Origin of the sequence: Curtobacterium sp. MCPF17_051, from assembly GCF_003234595.1 — a bacterium.
Classification (GTDB): Bacteria; Actinomycetota; Actinomycetes; order Actinomycetales; family Microbacteriaceae; genus Curtobacterium; species Curtobacterium flaccumfaciens.
Genome location: NZ_QKSE01000021.1, coordinates 40,792 through 57,535 on the forward strand (window position 1 = coordinate 40,792; position 16,744 = coordinate 57,535).

At 71.6% G+C, this 16,744-nt stretch carries 14 protein-coding genes and 1 tRNA gene; 10 read left to right on the plus strand and 5 right to left on the minus strand.

The window, feature by feature from the left end; genetic code table 11:
- Nucleotides 1–294: 294 nt before the first annotated feature.
- The 5 genes from DEJ35_RS15135 (at nt 295) to DEJ35_RS15155 (ending at nt 4,554) form a co-directional block, all read left to right on the plus strand.
- On the plus strand, nt 295–828 hold the full coding sequence (locus tag DEJ35_RS15135) for a septum formation initiator family protein (RefSeq protein WP_110860721.1): 534 nt from the start codon (nt 295–297) through the stop codon (nt 826–828).
- A gap of 76 nt (nt 829–904) precedes the next feature.
- Nucleotides 905–1,453 (plus strand): DUF501 domain-containing protein, encoded by a 549-nt coding sequence (locus DEJ35_RS15140; protein ID WP_110860719.1) that lies wholly within the window; start codon nt 905–907, stop codon nt 1,451–1,453.
- A 40-nt stretch (nt 1,454–1,493) separates the two neighbouring features.
- On the plus strand, nt 1,494–2,969 hold the full coding sequence (locus DEJ35_RS15145) for an NAD(P)/FAD-dependent oxidoreductase (protein ID WP_111193071.1): 1,476 nt from the start codon (nt 1,494–1,496) through the stop codon (nt 2,967–2,969).
- A 71-nt stretch (nt 2,970–3,040) separates the two neighbouring features.
- Nucleotides 3,041–3,114 (plus strand) — tRNA-Leu (locus DEJ35_RS15150).
- 99 nt (nt 3,115–3,213) lie between these two features.
- Nucleotides 3,214–4,554 carry a threonine/serine exporter family protein gene (locus DEJ35_RS15155; protein WP_111193072.1) on the plus strand — a complete coding sequence of 447 codons (1,341 nt, stop codon included), beginning with the start codon at nt 3,214–3,216 and terminating at the stop codon, nt 4,552–4,554.
- A gap of 67 nt (nt 4,555–4,621) precedes the next feature.
- On the opposite strand, the gene DEJ35_RS15160 is transcribed toward DEJ35_RS15155, so the two are convergent.
- Both DEJ35_RS15160 and DEJ35_RS15165 read right to left on the minus strand, forming a co-directional pair.
- Nucleotides 4,622–6,283: a class I adenylate-forming enzyme family protein gene (locus DEJ35_RS15160; protein ID WP_111193076.1), complete on the minus strand. Its 1,662-nt coding sequence runs from the start codon at nt 6,281–6,283 to the stop codon at nt 4,622–4,624.
- A 223-nt stretch (nt 6,284–6,506) separates the two neighbouring features.
- Nucleotides 6,507–8,885: an Ig-like domain-containing protein gene (locus tag DEJ35_RS15165; protein ID WP_146244815.1), complete on the minus strand. Its 2,379-nt coding sequence runs from the start codon at nt 8,883–8,885 to the stop codon at nt 6,507–6,509.
- 218 nt (nt 8,886–9,103) lie between these two features.
- On the opposite strand from DEJ35_RS15165, the gene DEJ35_RS15170 reads away from it, so the two are divergent.
- Entirely contained in the window at nt 9,104–9,685 is a 582-nt protein-coding gene (locus DEJ35_RS15170) for a LemA family protein (RefSeq protein ID WP_027464499.1), read from the plus strand.
- Between the two features lie 19 nt (nt 9,686–9,704).
- The gene (locus DEJ35_RS15175) at nt 9,705–10,607 is read left to right on the plus strand and encodes a M48 family metalloprotease (RefSeq protein WP_110860711.1); all 903 of its coding nucleotides are present in this window, start codon (nt 9,705–9,707) and stop codon (nt 10,605–10,607) included.
- Nucleotides 10,608–10,611: 4 nt separating this feature from the next.
- Here the strand turns inward: DEJ35_RS15175 and DEJ35_RS15180 are convergent, their stop codons facing one another.
- A complete protein-coding gene (locus tag DEJ35_RS15180) occupies nt 10,612–11,895 on the minus strand; it encodes a winged helix-turn-helix domain-containing protein (protein WP_111193074.1) in 1,284 nt (427 codons plus the stop codon).
- A 92-nt stretch (nt 11,896–11,987) separates the two neighbouring features.
- Here DEJ35_RS15180 and DEJ35_RS15185 point away from each other — a divergent pair, with 92 nt between their 5' ends.
- Both DEJ35_RS15185 and ilvA read left to right on the plus strand, forming a co-directional pair.
- Nucleotides 11,988–13,247, plus strand: coding sequence for an AI-2E family transporter (locus DEJ35_RS15185; RefSeq protein ID WP_258369887.1), 1,260 nt, complete (start codon nt 11,988–11,990; stop codon nt 13,245–13,247).
- A 46-nt stretch (nt 13,248–13,293) separates the two neighbouring features.
- A complete protein-coding gene (gene ilvA / locus DEJ35_RS15190; protein WP_027464502.1) occupies nt 13,294–14,553 on the plus strand; it encodes a threonine ammonia-lyase in 1,260 nt (419 codons plus the stop codon).
- Between the two features lie 132 nt (nt 14,554–14,685).
- Here the strand turns inward: ilvA and greA are convergent, their stop codons facing one another.
- The gene (gene greA, locus DEJ35_RS15195; RefSeq protein ID WP_017886739.1) at nt 14,686–15,174 is read right to left on the minus strand and encodes a transcription elongation factor GreA; all 489 of its coding nucleotides are present in this window, start codon (nt 15,172–15,174) and stop codon (nt 14,686–14,688) included.
- A 71-nt stretch (nt 15,175–15,245) separates the two neighbouring features.
- On the minus strand, nt 15,246–15,737 hold the full coding sequence (locus DEJ35_RS15200; protein ID WP_017886738.1) for a DUF4307 domain-containing protein: 492 nt from the start codon (nt 15,735–15,737) through the stop codon (nt 15,246–15,248).
- Nucleotides 15,738–15,756: 19 nt separating this feature from the next.
- Between DEJ35_RS15200 and mca the strand changes: the two genes are divergently transcribed.
- Nucleotides 15,757–16,647 carry a mycothiol conjugate amidase Mca gene (gene mca, locus DEJ35_RS15205; RefSeq protein WP_110895435.1) on the plus strand — a complete coding sequence of 297 codons (891 nt, stop codon included), beginning with the start codon at nt 15,757–15,759 and terminating at the stop codon, nt 16,645–16,647.
- The last annotated feature ends 97 nt before the right edge of the window (nt 16,648–16,744 follow it).

The window sequence follows — 16,744 nt, forward strand, 5'->3', positions numbered from 1 at the left end:
GGACGTGCGTCGGGCGGTGTGTGGTGACCACTCCAGGTGCGGGACTTCAGGGGCGGGCCGAAGCCGTGCCTCCCGGCTGCCTCGATCGGACCCGGACCCGCCCGCCGTCTGCGTGACGCCGTCGTGTCAGGCTGACGCCGCGAAGTTCGTGAGACGCCGCCGAATCCGGAGGCGTCTCGACGAGACGACGGCGTCTTCGGATGGGCAGAGACGTGACGACGCGAGACGCTGGGAGGGCGCCGAACGGCCGCGTGCCGGGCGGCCGGACCGACCGTGCCGGGTTATCGTCGGACCGTGCCCAGCCAGAAGCCCCGCGTCCGCCGCGTCCCCGTGGCGATGCCCGACGGCAGCACGCCCGCGCAGCCCTGGTACCGCTCGATCCACTTCTCCGGGTTCAGCCTGCTCATGCTCGCGATCATCGTGCTCTTCGTGGTGGTGCTCGCGCCGTCGCTCCGGACGCTCATCCAGCAGCAGGAGCAGATCGCCCAGCAGCAGCAGGAGGTCGCGAGCCAGAAGGCCGACGTCGCGCAGAAGAAGCAGGACGTCGCGCGCTGGGACGACCCGGCGTACATCGAGGCACAGGCCCGCGACCGACTGCTCTACGTGTACCCCGGCGAGGAGAGCTACCTCGTGATGGGCACCGAGGGCGGGGCCGCCGACACGACCCCCACCACCGACTCCGGCACCCCCGTGAGCGCGAAGGTGCAGACGCCCAAGGTCGACTGGGTGCAGGCGATGCTCTCGTCGGTGCTGCAGTCCGGGCTCACCGACGAGCGGGCAGCCGACCTCGTCGCGCCCGACGTCTCCGGGACGGGCGAGAGCAAGTAGTCCCGGACCGCAGGGCGCGGGGCCGTCTGGCCCGACGGTGCGAGGGGTTCCGCTTCTCCGGTAGGCTCACGTTCCCGTGACGACCCCTCCCTTCGACCCGCCCTCCGACCGCGACGTCCAGGTCGTGTCGGCGCAGCTCGGCCGACCGGCACGTGACGTCATCGGGATCGCGGCACGCTGCGTCTGTGGCAACCCCACCGTCGTCTCCACGAAGCCCCGGCTGTCGAACGGCACCCCGTTCCCGACGTTCTACTACCTGTGCCACCCCGCGGCCACCGCTGCGGTCAGCACCCTCGAGGCCAACCAGGTGATGCCCGAGCTGGCAGCCCTGCTCGAGGACCCCGAAGTCGCCGCGCAGTACCGCACGGCCCACGAGTCCTACCTGGCCGATCGCGAGTCGATCGAACACGTCGACGAGATCGACGGCATCAGCGCCGGTGGCATGCCCACCCGCGTGAAGTGCCTGCACGCCCTCGTCGGCCACGCCCTCGCCGCCGGACCCGGCGTCAACCCCATCGGCGACCTCGCGCTCGAGCGCGCGGACTGGTCGCCCTCCCGGTGTGAGTGCCGGGCGTATGATGACGGTGCAGACGCTGGAGTCGGGGCGGGTGGCGGCGAAGTCTGACTCGACTCCCGCACACCCCCATCCAAGGAGATCATCCCCCGTGCCCAAGATCCTCGTCGTCGGCGGCGGTTACGCCGGTTTCTACACCGCATGGAAGCTCGAGAAGCACCTTCGCCAGGGCGAAGCCGAGGTCGTCATGGTGGACCCGCTGCCGTACATGACGTACCAGCCGTTCCTGCCCGAGGTCGCCGCCGGTTCCATCGAGCCGCGTCACGCGGTCGTCGCGCACCGTCGTCACCTCAAGAAGACCCGCGTCGTCACGGCGAAGGTCACCAAGGTCGACCACGCCACCAAGACGGCGACGATCACCCCGACCGAGGGCGAGGCGTGGGAGGAGTCCTACGACCAGATCGTGATGACCGCCGGCGCGGTGTCCCGCACGTTCCCGATCCCGGGCGTCGCGGACGAGGCCATCGGTCTGAAGACCATCGAGGAAGCCGCGTCGATCCGTGACCGCATCCTCAGCAACTTCCACAAGGCGGCGAACCTGCCGGCCGGTCCCGAGCGCGACCGCCTGCTCACCGTCGTCGTCGTCGGTGGCGGCTTCGCCGGCATCGAGGTGTTCGCCGAGCTCCGCTCCTTCGTCACCGACCTGCTGAAGAGCCACCCGCAGCTGTCCTTCGACGACACGCACTTCCACCTGGTCGAGGCGATGGGCCGCATCATGCCCGAGGTCTCGCTCGAGACGTCGCACTGGGTGCTCAAGAACCTCGCCGAGCGGGGCGCGACCGTGCACCTCGAGACCCAGCTGGCCTCGGCCGTGGGTGGCGTCTGCGAGTTCAAGACGAGCGACGGCGCGATCGAGACCATCCCGTCCGACCTCATCATCTGGACCGCCGGTGTCATGGCGAACCCGATGGTCAAGGGCACCGACTTCCCGCTCGAGCAGCGTGGCCGCATCCGCGTGCAGCCCGACCTGCGCGTGGTCGACGACAACGGCGTGATCGCCGACGCATGGGCCTGCGGCGACGTCGCAGCCGTGCCGGACCTGACCGGTGGCGGTGTCGGCGGGTTCTGCGTGCCGAACGCACAGCACGCCGTGCGCCAGGCCAAGCAGCTGGCGAAGAACGTCGTCGCGACCATCCGTGGCGAGGCGACGACCGACTACAAGCACGAGAACCTCGGTGCCGTCGCGGGCCTCGGCCTGGGCACCGGTGTGTTCCAGTCCGGCAAGTTCGCCATGAAGGGCTTCCTGGCCTGGGGCGCGCACCGCGGCTACCACGGCCTGGCCATGCCGTCGTGGGAGCGCAAGTGGCGCGTCATCGGTGACTGGGTCGGTGGCTTCTTCCTGGGCCGCGACATCGTGTCGCTCGACGACCGCGAGACCCCGCGTGCCGCGTTCGAGGCGTTCGCGTCCCGTCCGAAGCCCGCTGCCGAGGCCCCGGCCGCGCCCGCCGCGGCCCCGGCTCCGGAAGAGGGCAAGGTCGCCGGTGCTGCCGGCCCCGTCTACGGCGAGCCCGCGAAGGACGTCTCCAACGCCGCCGAGCCGGTGAAGGCCGAGGCCGACGCCAAGTAGCAACACTCGTCACGAAGGCGGTCACCTGCGAAGGGTGGCCGCCTTCGTGCATCGGTAGGCTGTTGCGGCCCGCCCCCGTGGCCCAATCGGTAGAGGCATGCGACTTAAAATCGCCGAGTTGTGGGTTCGAGTCCCACCGGGGGTACCGACTTCGTGAACCGACACGCGACTCACAATCGCCGAGTTGTGGGTTCGAGTCCCACCGGGGGTACCGAACGCCGCACGCCCAGTAGCATCGACGATCGTGGTCGGACTCGGAAGCGCACTCGCCAACCTGCAGAACGCCCTCCGCCGACCGGAGGCCCACGTCGAGGTCGTCGACGGCGAGAGCGTCCCGGTCGGCATGCTCCTCGGCACCCTCGGAGCCCTGCTCCTGGACGCGGGCAGCTCCGTCACCGACGTCCGGTCGGCGCTCGAGAAGGCCCGGGACGCCGCCGGGGTCGGACCGACGCTCGCGATCGGGGTCCTGCCCGCCCTGGTGATGGTGAGCGAGGTCTCGACGGGCGCCGCCACCATCGTCAACGCCGAGGGCGTCGAACTGTCCTCCCGCCAGGCCGCCCGCGCCAACCGCGTCGTGCTCGGGCTCGAGAGCGGCTCCATCGCCCTCGCCGAGATCCCCGCCCGCGTCCGGGCCATCCGCGCCGGCACCGTCCCGCCGCCCGCCCTGCCGTGGATCCTCGGCAACGCCCTGACCTCCGCCGGCCTGGCCGTCGTCTTCCGCTGCCCCTGGTGGGCGATCGTGCTGGCGCTCGTCGTCGGTGGACTGGTCGGCGTGATCGGACTGGTCCTCCGGCGCTTCCGCGAAGCCGTGGCGATCATCCCGTTCCTGGCCGCGTTCGTGTCGACGGCGATCGTCGGCCTCGTCGCCGCGGGCACCGGGTTCGAGCAGGTCCCGCTCTTCGCGGTCTGCGCCCCGGTGGCGGTGTTCGTCCCCGGCGCCCTCATCACCAACGCGTTGCTCGAACTCACCGCCGCGGACATCGTCACCGGGTCGTCGCGGCTGGTGCAGGGGCTCATCATGCTCGGCTTCATGGCCGCCGGCATCGCGTCCGGCAGCGCCCTGACCGGATTGCACGTCGATCCGTCGTCGGCCGCGCTCGTCGGCGAGGTCGCGGGGGTCGGCACGGACCTCGCCGGCTGGGAGTCCGTCCCCGTGTACTGGGTGTCGTGGGTCGCCGTCGTCGTGTTGGCGGTCGGCCTCGGCCTGGTGTTCCGGTCCGGGTGGCGCCTGACGCTCGTGTCGGTGGCGGTCATGGTCACCGCGTACGCGGTGGTGAGCGCGACCACGCCGCTCTGGGGCAGCGTGGTCGCGACCGGGGCCGCAGCGGCGCTGCTGTTCGTCGCGACCCGTTTGCTGGAGCGGCTCGTGCCGGCGATCCCGGCGACGGTCTCGTTCTTCCCGGCGTTCCTGCTGCTCGTGCCGGGGACGGTCGGGCTGGTGGCGGTCGCCACCTTCGACCCGGAGGCGCTCGCGACCCCGCTCGCGACCTTCGTCAGCCTGTGCATCGGGACGAAGATCGGCGGGCTCCTGCCCGGCCTCTTCGCCCGCAACGCGCCCCGGCGCGCGGTGGACGCGACCAGCTGACGGCCCGGAGGCCCGTGGCGGCGCCGCCACGGGCCTCCAGTCCGTCACCGGCCGGGTACCGGGCCCGCTACGGCTCGATCAGCCGGCCTGCTGCCTGGTCCGCCGCGGCCGTTGCCTTCGCAAGGTAGTGCACCTTCTTGCCGGTGGCGTTGTAGGGGACGTCCGCGACGAAGCGGTACCGCCGAGGGCGCTTGTACCGGGCGAGGCCGGGGTGGGAGCCGGTCCACTCCTCGAGGACGGCGGCGGCCTCGGCGTCGTCGGTCGGCAGCCGGTCGCCGGCGCGGACGACGTACGCCGTGACGACCTCGCCCCACTGCGCGTCCGGCACGCCGACCACGACGGAGTCGACGACCCCGGGGTGCTCCTGCAGCACGGCCTCGACCTGGACGGGGTGCACGTTCTCGCCACCGGAGATGATCATGTCGTCCTTGCGGCCCACGATCGTCACCCGCTCGTGCTCGTCCCACGTGGCGAGGTCGCCCGGGTAGAACCAACCGTTCGCGAACTTCTCGGCCTCGAGCCCGGGGTTCCGGTACGAGTAGCCGGACTTCACGGTGCGCACGGCGAACTCACCGATGTCGGTGCCGTCCTTCGCCACCGTGTCGGTCGGGTCGGCCAGCCGGTCCTCGTGGACGCGGACGACGGCGACGTCGTCGTCGGTCGACGCGCGCCCGGTGGAGCCGGCGCCGTCCGGGAAGTCCTCGGGGCGCAGGAACGTGTTCCAGAAGGTCTCGGTCGTGCCGTAGCCGTTGAAGATGCGGGGCGAGAGCAGCTCCTGGTAGCGCAGCGCCGCGGCGCGGTCGAGCGGCGCTCCCATCGTCACGATGCCGTTGAGGCTCGACAGGTCCCTCGCCCGACGTTCCTGTGCATCGGCGAGCTGCACCAGGTTCGGTGGTGCTCCGATCAGGAACGTCAGGTGCTCGGACTCGACCAGGTCGAGTACGCGGTCGGCGTCGAAGTGGCGCAACGTGGTGAGCTCGGCGCCGACGTAGAACACCGGGTTCGGGCCGCCGGAGAACAAGCCGCCACGGTGGAACAGCGGCGACATGTTGAGCGTCTTGTCGAACGGGCTGAGCGGGAAGTGCATGACCACGTCGTGCGCGCTGAGCACCTCGACGAGGCTCGGCAGCGGGACGGGCTTCGGGCGACCGGTGGTGCCCGAGGTGTAGAGCCGGGTCGACTCGTCGTAGGTGCTGCGCGGGCCGATCGCCGCGAGTTCCTCGGGGGAGAGGGGCTCGGACGCGAGCAGCTCGGCGAACCGGTCGTGGTCGCCGCCGACCGGGACGACCTGGTCCGGCAGGTGCGGCGACGACCCGAGCGCGGCGGCGATCGCACTCGTCCGCTCGGTGTCGTGCACCAGGACGGCGGGTGCGGAGTCCTCGATGATGAATGCGACCTCGTCCGGGGCGAGCCGGAAGTTCGTCGGCGAGAACACCGCGCCGATGCGGTGGCATGCCAGGTAGAGCATCGCGAACTCGGGTGTGTTGAACAGCTCGACCATCACGATCGATCCCCGTCCGCCGCCGTGCCGGACGAGCCATCCGGCGATCCGGTCGACGGCGTCGCCGAGCTCGGCGTAGGTCCACGAGCGGTCCGTCTCCGGCTCGCGCAGCGCGGGTCGGCCGGCGAAGCGGTGGGTGTTGCGGGCGAAGCCGTTCGCGTAGGTGAAGCTGCCCTCGAACACCTCGCGGAAGCGTGTCGCGTCGTAGTCGGATCGGGTGTCGGTCATCATCGCTCCTGCCGCGGTCGTGCGGTGCGGCGCGCACCGTCGGTGCTGCGCGCGGGCACCGATCGCGCGTCCTGCTGCACCGCTGGTCCGGTGCGGCGTGCGTCGTCCGTGCGGTGTGACGTGCACCGCTCGTCACACTAGCCCGCGCTCCGCGAACCGGCTCTGATGTGCGTCTTCTGTCCCACGGCCGGTGCGGAGCGCCGCTCTGGAGGCCCGGCCCGGCTCAGACGCGCGCCGCGCGCCGGTCGGTGCGCAGCCAGACCAGGGCCGCGATCGCGGCCGCAACACAGGCCGCGGCGCTCCCGACGAGCAGGGCCGGTGCGGCGTGCGTGCCGGTCGCCCCCGAGTAGACCGCCGTGGTCAGCGTCACGGCGACCACCGCGAGTGCGACGTACCGACCGCGGGAGGCGGCGAGCATCGCGCTGCCGGCGGAACCCGCGACGGGCAGCAGGGTCGCGACCACGGCACCGAGGCCACCGACGCACAGCGTGATGGCGAACTCCGACCCGAGCGACACCCAGAAACCCCCACCGGCGAGCAGGCTGTGCAGCACCCAGCCGGCCGCGGCGAGTCCGAGCAGGGCCAGCACCCGCCAGGTCGCACCCCGGGCGCTCGCAGCGATCCCGGTGCCGAGGCGGAGCGGGCCGGTCCCCAGTCCGGGGCGGCCGGACGGCACGAGGACGACACCGACGATGAGGGCGGGGGAGAGGTCGGCCGCACGGGTGACGCCGCACGCCACGAGCGCTGCGAGCACGAGCCACGGCGACACCCGGAACCCGACGGTGCGGTGATCGCTGCCGGCGGCCCACCGCGTGGCGAACACGACGGCGGCGGTCAGGACACCGGTACCCGCGAGGACGGCGATCGCCAGACGGGCGTACCGGGCCTCGAGCTCGACGCCGACCCCGAGCAGGGTGCACAGCGCCGCGACGGACACCGCGATGGTGATGGACGCCCAGGTCGGCAGGACGTCGTCGCCCCGGGCGCGGTCCGACCGCGAGCGGTTGCGTCCGAGCAGCCCGGCGAACGGCGAGCGGAGGCGGCCGCGGGTGACTGCGGCCACGAGGGCGAGCGGCGCGGCGATCAGCAGGAGGAACCCGGCGGCGACGGCGGTGGCGACCAGGACGGTCCGCCACGAGAACGCCGCCTGGATGGTCGGGACGGTGCGGTCGTAGGTGGTCGCCGCAGTCCAGTCGCCCGCGGGGCCGGACCAGTCGGGGTGGCCTCCGGTGCTGCCGACGCCGGTCGGGGCGCTGCCGGTACCGGTGCCGTTGCTGGACCCGTTGCCGTTGCCGGTGCCGACTGCGGCGCTGTCGTCGTCGCCGTCGCCCCCGGGGCCGTCGGGGTGCGTGCTGTTGCCGGTGCCGCCGTGGCCGGTCGTGCCGGGGGTGCCCGCCGTCGCGCTGGACCCCGGCGTCGAGGTGCCCGGTGTCCCCGGGGTGTCCGTGGCGCCCGGCGTCGGTGCTGCGGTCGGGGCCGTGGTGGTGGACCGCACCGTGACGCGCACGGCGGCCGACGACCGGGAGTAGTTGCCCGCGACGTCGTGCTGCGTCGCGGTGAGCTGGTGCCCGCCGGCGCGCAACGTCGACCCCGTGGTGGAGCACGACCATGCGGCGTCCGACCCGACCACCACGCCGCACACCGGCGCACGGTCGACGTACACGGTCACGCGGGCGCCGGGTTCACCGGTCCCGGCCACCGTCGTCCCGCGGGTGCCGATGCGCTGGCCGTCGTCCGGTGTCGTGATGCGCGGGGCTGCCGGCGCCGTGCGGTCGACCGTGACCGTCACGGGAGCGGAGGCCGCGCTCCGCAGGTCGGACCGGTACCCGTCGGCCGTGCTGGCCGTCTGCGACGCCGTGACGGTGAACCGGCCGTCGGCCCGGGTCCCCAGGGCGGCGACCCACCGGCCGTCCGCACCGACCCGGGCGGTCTGCTGCGCCGAGGACCCGGACACCGACAGCGTCACCGTCGATCCGGGGTACCCCGTACCGGAGACCGTCCCGCCGGTGGGCCCGGCGGACGCGAGGGTCGGCGGGACGATGACGTCCGATGCCGGTGCGCTCGCGACGGGCAGCGCGGCCGTGAGGTCGCGCACCGTGAACACCTGTTGCGGACCGGAGCGGACGGTGCCGAGACAGGCCCACGATCCGTTCGGGTCGACCCGGGTCGTGCACCCGGACGAACCCGTCGCGCCCGGCCCCGCCACCCGGACCGCGTGCCCGGGGGTGCCGGTGCCGTGGAAGCGTGTCGTACCCGTCGTGACGTCACCCGGGTCGGCGATGGTGGGCCGCACGGCGGGTCGGGTGGGTGCGGGCGTCGGAGCGCCCGGACGGCCGGTGCTCGGCGGAGCGATCTCGCTCGTTCCGGGCGTGGCGGTGGGAGGAGCGGCGGCGGGGGCTGCCGGGGCGCCCGCAGCGGCCGCGACGAGCGACGGGCCGCCCGCGTCGACCGCGTCGACCGCGACGGCCGGGGCTGCCGCGGCGCCGAGCAGGGCGGCGACGAGGACCGTCGTCGCCGCTGCGAGCAGGGCGAAGCGGGCACGACGACGAGGGCTGACGCCCCCGACAGCCCCCTCGTCCACGTTCTCCCCGCTCGTGTTCACCGGACCCATCCCACGGGATCGGCGGCCTCCGGTCAATACACCTCGCGGATGAGGTTCCGTATCGGGCCGCAGTCCGGGAGCCCGGTGTGCGTGACTCGGGAATCGGCCGTGAACACTGCTCACGGAACGGAGCATGCTCAGCGCGTCGATAGACTTCACGATGGCCGTTCAGGCCAACGCAGCACCGCGGATCCCGACGCGCAAAGGAGTACGCCCGCATGGACACCGGACTCGTCACGACGCTCATCGTCGTCGGAGTGGTGGTGGTCGTCCTGGTGATCATCGGGATCTACCTCTGGGTGACGTACAACTCCCTCGTCACGCTCAAGGTCCGGGTCGACGAGGCCTGGAGCGACATCTCGGTGCAACTGAAGCGCCGCGCCGACCTCATCCCCACCATCGTGGACACGGTCAAGGGGTACGCCACGCACGAGAAGGCGGTCTTCGACGACGTGACGAAGGCCCGCGCCGAGACCCTGTCCGCCGGTGACGCCGACACGGCGTCCACCGCCGAGGGGCACATGCAGAAGGCGCTCAAGAGCGTGTTCGCGGTGGCCGAGGGGTACCCGCAGCTGCAGTCGAGCCAGAACTTCCTGCAGTTGCAGTCCGAACTCGTCGACACCGAGGACAAGATCCAGGCCGCCCGCCGGTTCTACAACGGTGGCGTGCGCGAGCTGAACACGAAGATCCGGGTGTTCCCGAACTCCACGTTCGCGAAGAACCGCGGCTTCTCCGAGGCACCGTTCTTCGAGACGAACGAGCCGGCGGCCATCGCCGAGCCGCCGCGCGTCCAGTTCTGACCCCGGCGTGGGAGCCGACGTGTACAGCGCCATCGCGCGGAACAAGCGCAACACCGTCGTCATCGTCCTGGTGTTCCTGCTGATCATCGGTGCGCTCGGGTTCCTCGGCGGGTACCTCGCCGGCAACGTCTCGATCGGCTTCATCGTCCTCGTGGTCGCGCTCGGGTACGCGGTGCTGCAGTACTTCCTGGCGGCGCGGCAGGCCACCGCGATCGCCGGCGGGGTCGAGATCGACCGCGTCTCAGAACCGCGGCTGTGGCGCACCGTCGAGAACCTCGCCATCGCGACCGGCATGCCGATGCCCCGGGTGTTCGTCATCCCCGACCCCTCGCCGAACGCCTTCGCCACCGGGCGTGACCCCGAGCACGCGGTGGTGGCGGCGACGACGGGGTTGCTCGAGCTCATGGACGACCAGGAGCTGCAGGGTGTGATGGCGCACGAGCTCGGACACGTCCGGAACTACGACATCCGGGTGTCCACGATGGTCTTCGGTCTCGTCGTGGCCGTCGGGCTCATCGCCGACGTCCTGCTCCGCATCTCGATCTTCAGCGGTCTGTCCGGCGGGCGGAATCGCAACTCCGACAACGGTGGCAGCGCCAACCCGGTGCTGCTCATCGCCGGGATCGCCGCCGTCATCGTGGCCCCGATCGCCGCGGCCGGGGTGCAGGCGGCGGTGTCCCGGCAGCGCGAGTACCTGGCCGACGCGACGGGCGCGATGACGACCCGTCACCCGGAGGGCCTGGCGCGGGCCCTCGAGAAGCTCGGTGCGTACGGTCGACCGATGCAGACGCAGAACTCCTCGATGGCGCACCTGTGGATCGCCGACCCGATGCGCCCCGGCGTGATGGACCGGCTGTTCTCGACACACCCGCCGCTGCCCGACCGCATCGCGCGGCTGCGCGCAAACGCCGACCGGTTCTGAGGGGTCAGCCGACGCCGTCCGCGGCCGAGTCGTCAGCCGACGTGACCGGTTCGGGGGCGTCCGCGTCGTCAGCGGACTCGTGTGCCACCAGGGGCAGTCCGAGGACTCCGGCGACGGCCGCAGCAGCGGTGCCGCGGTCGGTCACCTCGATCGCGCCGAGGCCCTGCCAGCTCGCAGTCCGTCGCAGTGTGTCGGCGAGACGCTCGGGGTCCAGGTGCTCGCCGGGTTCCTGCCACGCGGTCCGGACGCGGAGCACCCCGCGCTGCCGGTCGCTCTTCAGGTCGATCCGGCCGACGAGCCGGTCGTCCTGCAGCACCGGCAGCACGTAGTAGCCGAACACCCGCTTCGGGGCCGGCGTGTAGATCTCGATCCGGTAGTGGAAGCCGTACATCCGCTCGGCCCGCCGCCGGAACCAGACGACCGGGTCGAAGGGGCTCAGCACCGCGTCGGCGGTCATCTGCCGGGGGACCCGAGCGCCCACGTGCAGCCAGGCCCGCTCGCCCCACCCCTCGACACGCACCGGCAGGAGCTCGCCGGCGTCGGTGAGCTCGGCGATCGCGGTGGCCGTGTCGTCGGAGCGCAGCCGGTAGTAGTCCGCGATGTCCGATCGGGTGCCGACGCCGAGCGCCCGCGTGGCCCGACGGACGAGCTCGAGCACGGCGTCGGCACGCGGCGGCGCGGTCTCGAGGAAGCCTGCGGGCAACACCTGCTCCGGCAGGGCGTACACGCGCTCGAAACCGGCTCGTCCGGCACTCACCGCCTCGCCCCAGCGGAACATCTGCTCGAGCCCGAGCTTCACGTCGCTCCATCCCCACCAGGGGCCGCGTCGCACGTTGGACTCGTGTTCCACCGCGCTCGCCCGCATCGGCCCCTCGGCCCGGAGCAGCGCGTGCAGTTCGCGCCGGACGGCAGCGGTCCGGGTGACGCCGTCGACCCTGGTCGGGCCGGCGTCACGCTCCCGCAGGGCGTCCATCCGCCACCGGAACAGCCGCAGGTCGTCGCGGGGGATGAACGCCGCCTCGTGCGCCCAGTACTCGGTGTACGGACCCGAGCGTCCGAGCGTCAGCCGGTCGAGCGTCGACCGGTCGTAGGCCCCGAGCCGGGCGAAGAGCGGCAGGTAGTGGCTGCGTTCGAACACGTTGACGGAGTCGATCTGCAGCAGCCCGAGCCGGCCGAACGCGCCGTTCAGCGCACGGGTCGAGACCGGCTCGGCGGGTGGCCGTCCGAAGCCCTGTGCGGCGAGTGCGACCCGGCGGGCCTCGGCGGCGGAGAGCGTCGACCTGGGCATGCGGCGACGCTACCGAACCCCGCCGACATGAGCGTCCACGAACGTATGCCGTATCTGGCACCTGGCCGAGAGCACGTCGATACACTCGGGCCATGGCATGGGGAAGCAAGCAGACACATCCCGACCCCGTGGTCGAGGAATCGGTCCCGATCGGCGTCCGCATCGCCGGTGCCTGGTCGTGGCGTGCACTCGTCGTCGTGGGCGTGATCGCCGTCTTCATCTGGCTCGTCACGGTCTTCAGCGAGATCCTCATCCCGTTCCTCATCGGCATCGTGGTCTCGGCGCTCCTGGTGCCGGTCTCGAACTGGCTGCAGCGACACCACGTGCCGAAGTGGTTGGCGGTCGTCATCAGCCTGCTCGGCGGCGTCGCGGCCCTGGGCGGCCTGATCTGGCTCGTCGTCGACCAGATCATCGCGTCGTACCCGTCGCTGCGTGACCGGACGATCGACCAGTACGCCAACATCAAGGACTTCGTGCTGAACTCCGGGTTCGGCATCAACCAGTCCGACGTGAACGGCTGGCTCGACGACGGCACGAAGTGGTTGCAGGACAACTCCGCCTCGATCCTGTCCGGGGTCGCCAGCGCGGGGTCGGGTGCGACGCACGTGTTCGCGGCGCTCTTCATCACCCTGTTCACCACGATCTTCCTGCTGATCGACGGCAAGAACGTCTGGCGCTGGTCCGTCCGGTTGTTCCCGAAGAAGGCGCGCGCAGCGGTGGACGGTGCCGGTGTCGCCGGTTGGATCACCCTGACGAGCTTCATCCGGGTGCAGATCTTCGTCGCCTTCGTCGACGCGGTCGGCATCGGTCTGGGGTCCTTCATCGTCGGGCTCTTCTTCGGCGGCATGCCGCTGGTGATCCCGATCGCCGCCTTCGTGTTCCTCGGCGCCTTCATCCCGGTCGTCGGCGCCATCGTCACGGGCTTCCTGGCGGTGTTCGTCGCGCTGATCTTCAACGGCCCCCTCGCCGCGGTCCTGGTGCTCGGCGTCGTGCTGCTGGTCCAGCAGATCGAGGGGCACATCCTGCAGCCCCTCGTCATGGGCAACGCGGTCAAGGTCCACCCGCTGGCGGTCGTCCTCGGCGTCACCGCGGCCTCCGGTCTCGCCGGCATCGCCGGCGCGTTCTTCGCCGTGCCGCTGATCGCGACCCTGAACGCCATGGTCACCACCATCGCGAGCGGACGCTGGCGACGGCTCGACTCCGACCACGTCCTCGAAGCGACGCCGAAGCGCGGACAGCACGGGCAGATCCAGTTGCTCCGACGCCGTCGGCACAAGGTCGGCGACGACGTCCCGGCGCCGGGCGTCGACTCGGGTCCCTCGGCCGAAGAAGACACCGCCAGCACCAACTGAGCGTCACGAGTTCGCCGCGGGGGCCGGGAACGACGATGATGGGGGAGTGACCGACACCAGCGCCTCCCCGCACACGCTCACCGCGATCCCGACGCTCGCGGACATCGAGGCGGCGCGCGAGACCATCAAGGGCGTCGCGCGCGTCACCCCGATGGAGACGTCGCAGTTCCTCGCCGAGCTGCTCGGGTCGCCGGTGCACCTGAAGTGCGAGAACCTGCAGCGCACGGGTGCCTACAAGGTGCGCGGCGCCTACAACCGCCTCTCGACCCTGTCCGCCGAGCAGCGTGCCAAGGGCGTCGTCGCCGCGAGCGCCGGCAACCACGCGCAGGGTGTTGCCCTCGCCGCCCGCGAGCTCGGCATCCCCGCGACGATCTTCACGCCGGTCGGGGTCGCCCTTCCGAAGCTGCAGGCCACCCGCCACTACGGAGCCGACGTCGTGCTGCGCGGCCACTCCGTGGAAGAGGCGCTGAGCGCCGCGAAGGACTTCGCCGCCCACACCGGCGCCGTGTTCATCCCGCCGTTCGACCACCCGGCAGTGATCGCCGGGCAGGGCACGCTCGGCCTCGAGATCATCGACCAGGTGCCGGACGTCGACACCGTCGTGGTGCCGATCGGTGGCGGCGGCGTCATCTCCGGCATCGCACTCGCCGTGAAGGGCATGGCCGAGCGGCTCGGACGGCAGATCCGGGTCATCGGCGTGCAGGCGGAGAACGCTGCGGCCTACCCGTCGTCGATCACCGCCGGCGAGCCCGTCACCATCACCACGAAGCCGACCATCTCCGACGGCATCGCGGTGGCGCGCCCCGGCGACCTGAACTTCCCGATCATCCGCGACCTGGTCGACGACATCGTCACCGTCTCGGACGACGACACCGCCCGCGCGCTGCTCGTCCTGCTCGAGCGCGCCAAGCTCGTGGTCGAGGCAGCGGGGGCCGTCGGCGTCGCCGCGATCATGTCCGGTGCCGTCCGCGACACCGGCCGCACCGTGGTGCTGCTGAGCGGCGGCAACATCGACCCGCTCATGATGGAGCGCGTGATCACCCGCGGGCTCGTGGCGGCCTCGCGGTACATCGGCATCCGCATCATGCTGCCGGACCGCCCGGGCCAGCTCGCCCGCGTCGCGCAGGTCATCTCGGACGCCGGCGCGAACGTGGTCGAGGTGTTGCACACCCGCCACGGGCAGGGCCTCGTCATCAACGAGGTCGCGCTGGACCTGTCGATCGAGGCGCGCGGCCCCGAGCACGCGCAGGAGGTCATCCAGCGCCTGCACGAGGTCGGTTTCCGCCCGGAACTCCTCGAGCACTAGTCCGCGACGATCCACGAGTCGTTCGACGCGTGGACTGGCGGAAGTGCGGTGCCCGCCCTGGGCGCGACCAGCGGACAGACAGGAGGCCCGTGGCGGTGTCGCCACGGGCCTCCTGTCTGTCGGCGGGCCGGTCTACGGCTCGTAGCGCTCGATCTTGACGACCTCGACGGCGATCTCCTTGCCGTTCGGCGCCGTGTACGTGGCCTTGTCGCCGGCCTTGAGGCCGACGATGGCCGCGCCGACGGGGCTGACGGGGCTGTAGACCGTCAGGTCGGAGCCCTCGGCGACGATCTCGCGGCTGCCGACCAGGAAGGTGGACTCGTCGCCGGCGATGACCGCCGTGACGACGGTGCCCGGTTCGACCGTCCCGTCGAACTCCGCTTCACTGACGGTGGCGTGCTTGAGGAGCTCGGTGAGGACGCGGATGCGGGCCTCGATCTTGCCCTGCTCGTCCTTCGCGGCGTGGTAGCCGCCGTTCTCCTTGAGGTCGCCCTCTTCGCGAGCGGCCTCGATGCGGCGCGCGATCTCGGCACGGCCCTCGCCGCTCAGCTCGTCGAGCTCCGCCTTGAGACGGTCGTGCGCCTCCTGGGTCAGCCAGGTGACCTGCGTGTCGTTGCTCATGTTCTGTCCCTTCGACCATGAAAAAACGAGACCGGCCGAGTGGTCGGTCTCGAGAGGCGAATCAGGACAGTCTAGGGAATCCAGCAGTCGTGGATCAAGCCGGTCACGCCCCGCGTCGTCGTGGTGACCTGCGTGGAGATGCTCCGGCTGCGCTGTTCGGACGCTGGCACGGTGATCTCCTTCCAGCCCACGATCGAGTAGCTCTTGTCGAGGACCTGCACGGCGCACTTCGCCTCGACGCCCGGGTCGACCGACACCTGCGAGTGGACGACGGTGCTGTGCTCGGACAGGACCTCGTACCCGATGACGTCCTGGTCGAGGCCGCGGTCGGACTGGTCGAGCCCGGCCCAGATCACCCACGCACCGAAGACCACGACGACCGCGATGGCCGCGACGATCGCGAAGAGGCGGCTGCGGCGCTTGCGGGCCGGCGTGCGGCCGTAGCGCTCGTCGAGGGTGGCGGTCTGGTGCTGTTCGGACAGTTCGGGGCTCCCGGGGTGGATATCCTGATCCCAGGGTAGTTCACGCGATGCTGTGCGCTGCCCGCGTCCGACGCCGCTCACCCGCAGTGAGGAACCCCACGTGCCCTACCGTCTGCTGGCCGTCCACGCCCACCCCGACGACGAGTCGAGCAAGGGAGCCGCGACCGCCGCGAAGTACGTGGCCGACGGGCACCAGGTGCTCGTCGTGTCCTGCACCGGCGGCGAGGCCGGCGACATCCTGAACGACCAGCTCGGCGAGCCGGCGACGAGTCGTGCGCACCGTGACATGGCCGGGTACCGCCGCACCGAGATGGCCGCCGCGCAGCAGGCGCTCGGCATCGACCACGTGTGGCTCGGCTACCACGACTCGGGGCTGCCCGACGCCGAGAAGGGCGAGACGGTCCGGCCGGGCACGTTCTCGACGGTGCCGCTCGAGTACAGCACCGAGGCCCTCGTCCGCGTCATCCGCCGGTTCCGCCCGCACGTGCTCGTCACCTACGACGAGAACGGTGGCTACCCGCACCCCGACCACATCCGCACGCACGAGGTGTCGATGGCCGCGTGGTCCGCCGCCGCCGACCCGTCGGCGTACCCGTCCGCCGGCGCCCCGTGGTCGATCGCGAAGCTCTACTACGAGCGCACGATGAACCCGCGCCGCTTCCGCACGATCTTCGAAGCCCTGCAGGAGCGCGACCCGGACAGCCCCGCGATCGAGCAGCTGCGCGAGTGGGTCGAGCGGTTCGCGGACCGGCCCGACCTCGCCACCACCCACGTCGACGTGCACGAGTACTTCGACCAGCGTGACGCCGCACTCCGCGCGCACGCCAGCCAGGTCGCACCGGACAGCGCCTTCTTCTACTGGCCGAACGACCTCCTCGCGACGGTGTGGCCGACCGAGGACTACCAGCTCGTGGAGGCACGCGTGCCGACCGAGCTCCCGGAGACCGACCTGTTCGCCGGGATCCCAGCCGACAAGGAACCGACCTCGTGAGCACCATCGCGGCGGCACTCGCCGCCACCCCCAGCCCCAGCCCCTCGGTCGTACCCGACGTCGACGTCACCCCGGGCGTCGTCTGGTTCATCGCGAT

Bases quoted from the DNA above. Each gene is read 5' to 3' on its own strand.
- DEJ35_RS15160 (WP_111193076.1), bottom strand. From the start codon at position 6,283: ATGACCGACACCCGATCCGACTACGACGCGACACGCTTCCGCGAGGTG.
- DEJ35_RS15170 (WP_027464499.1), top strand. From the start codon at position 9,104: ATGGACACCGGACTCGTCACGACGCTCATCGTCGTCGGAGTGGTGGTG.
- DEJ35_RS15180 (WP_111193074.1), bottom strand. From the start codon at position 11,895: ATGCCCAGGTCGACGCTCTCCGCCGCCGAGGCCCGCCGGGTCGCACTC.
- DEJ35_RS15185 (WP_258369887.1), top strand. From the start codon at position 11,988: ATGGCATGGGGAAGCAAGCAGACACATCCCGACCCCGTGGTCGAGGAA.
- greA (WP_017886739.1), bottom strand. From the start codon at position 15,174: ATGAGCAACGACACGCAGGTCACCTGGCTGACCCAGGAGGCGCACGAC.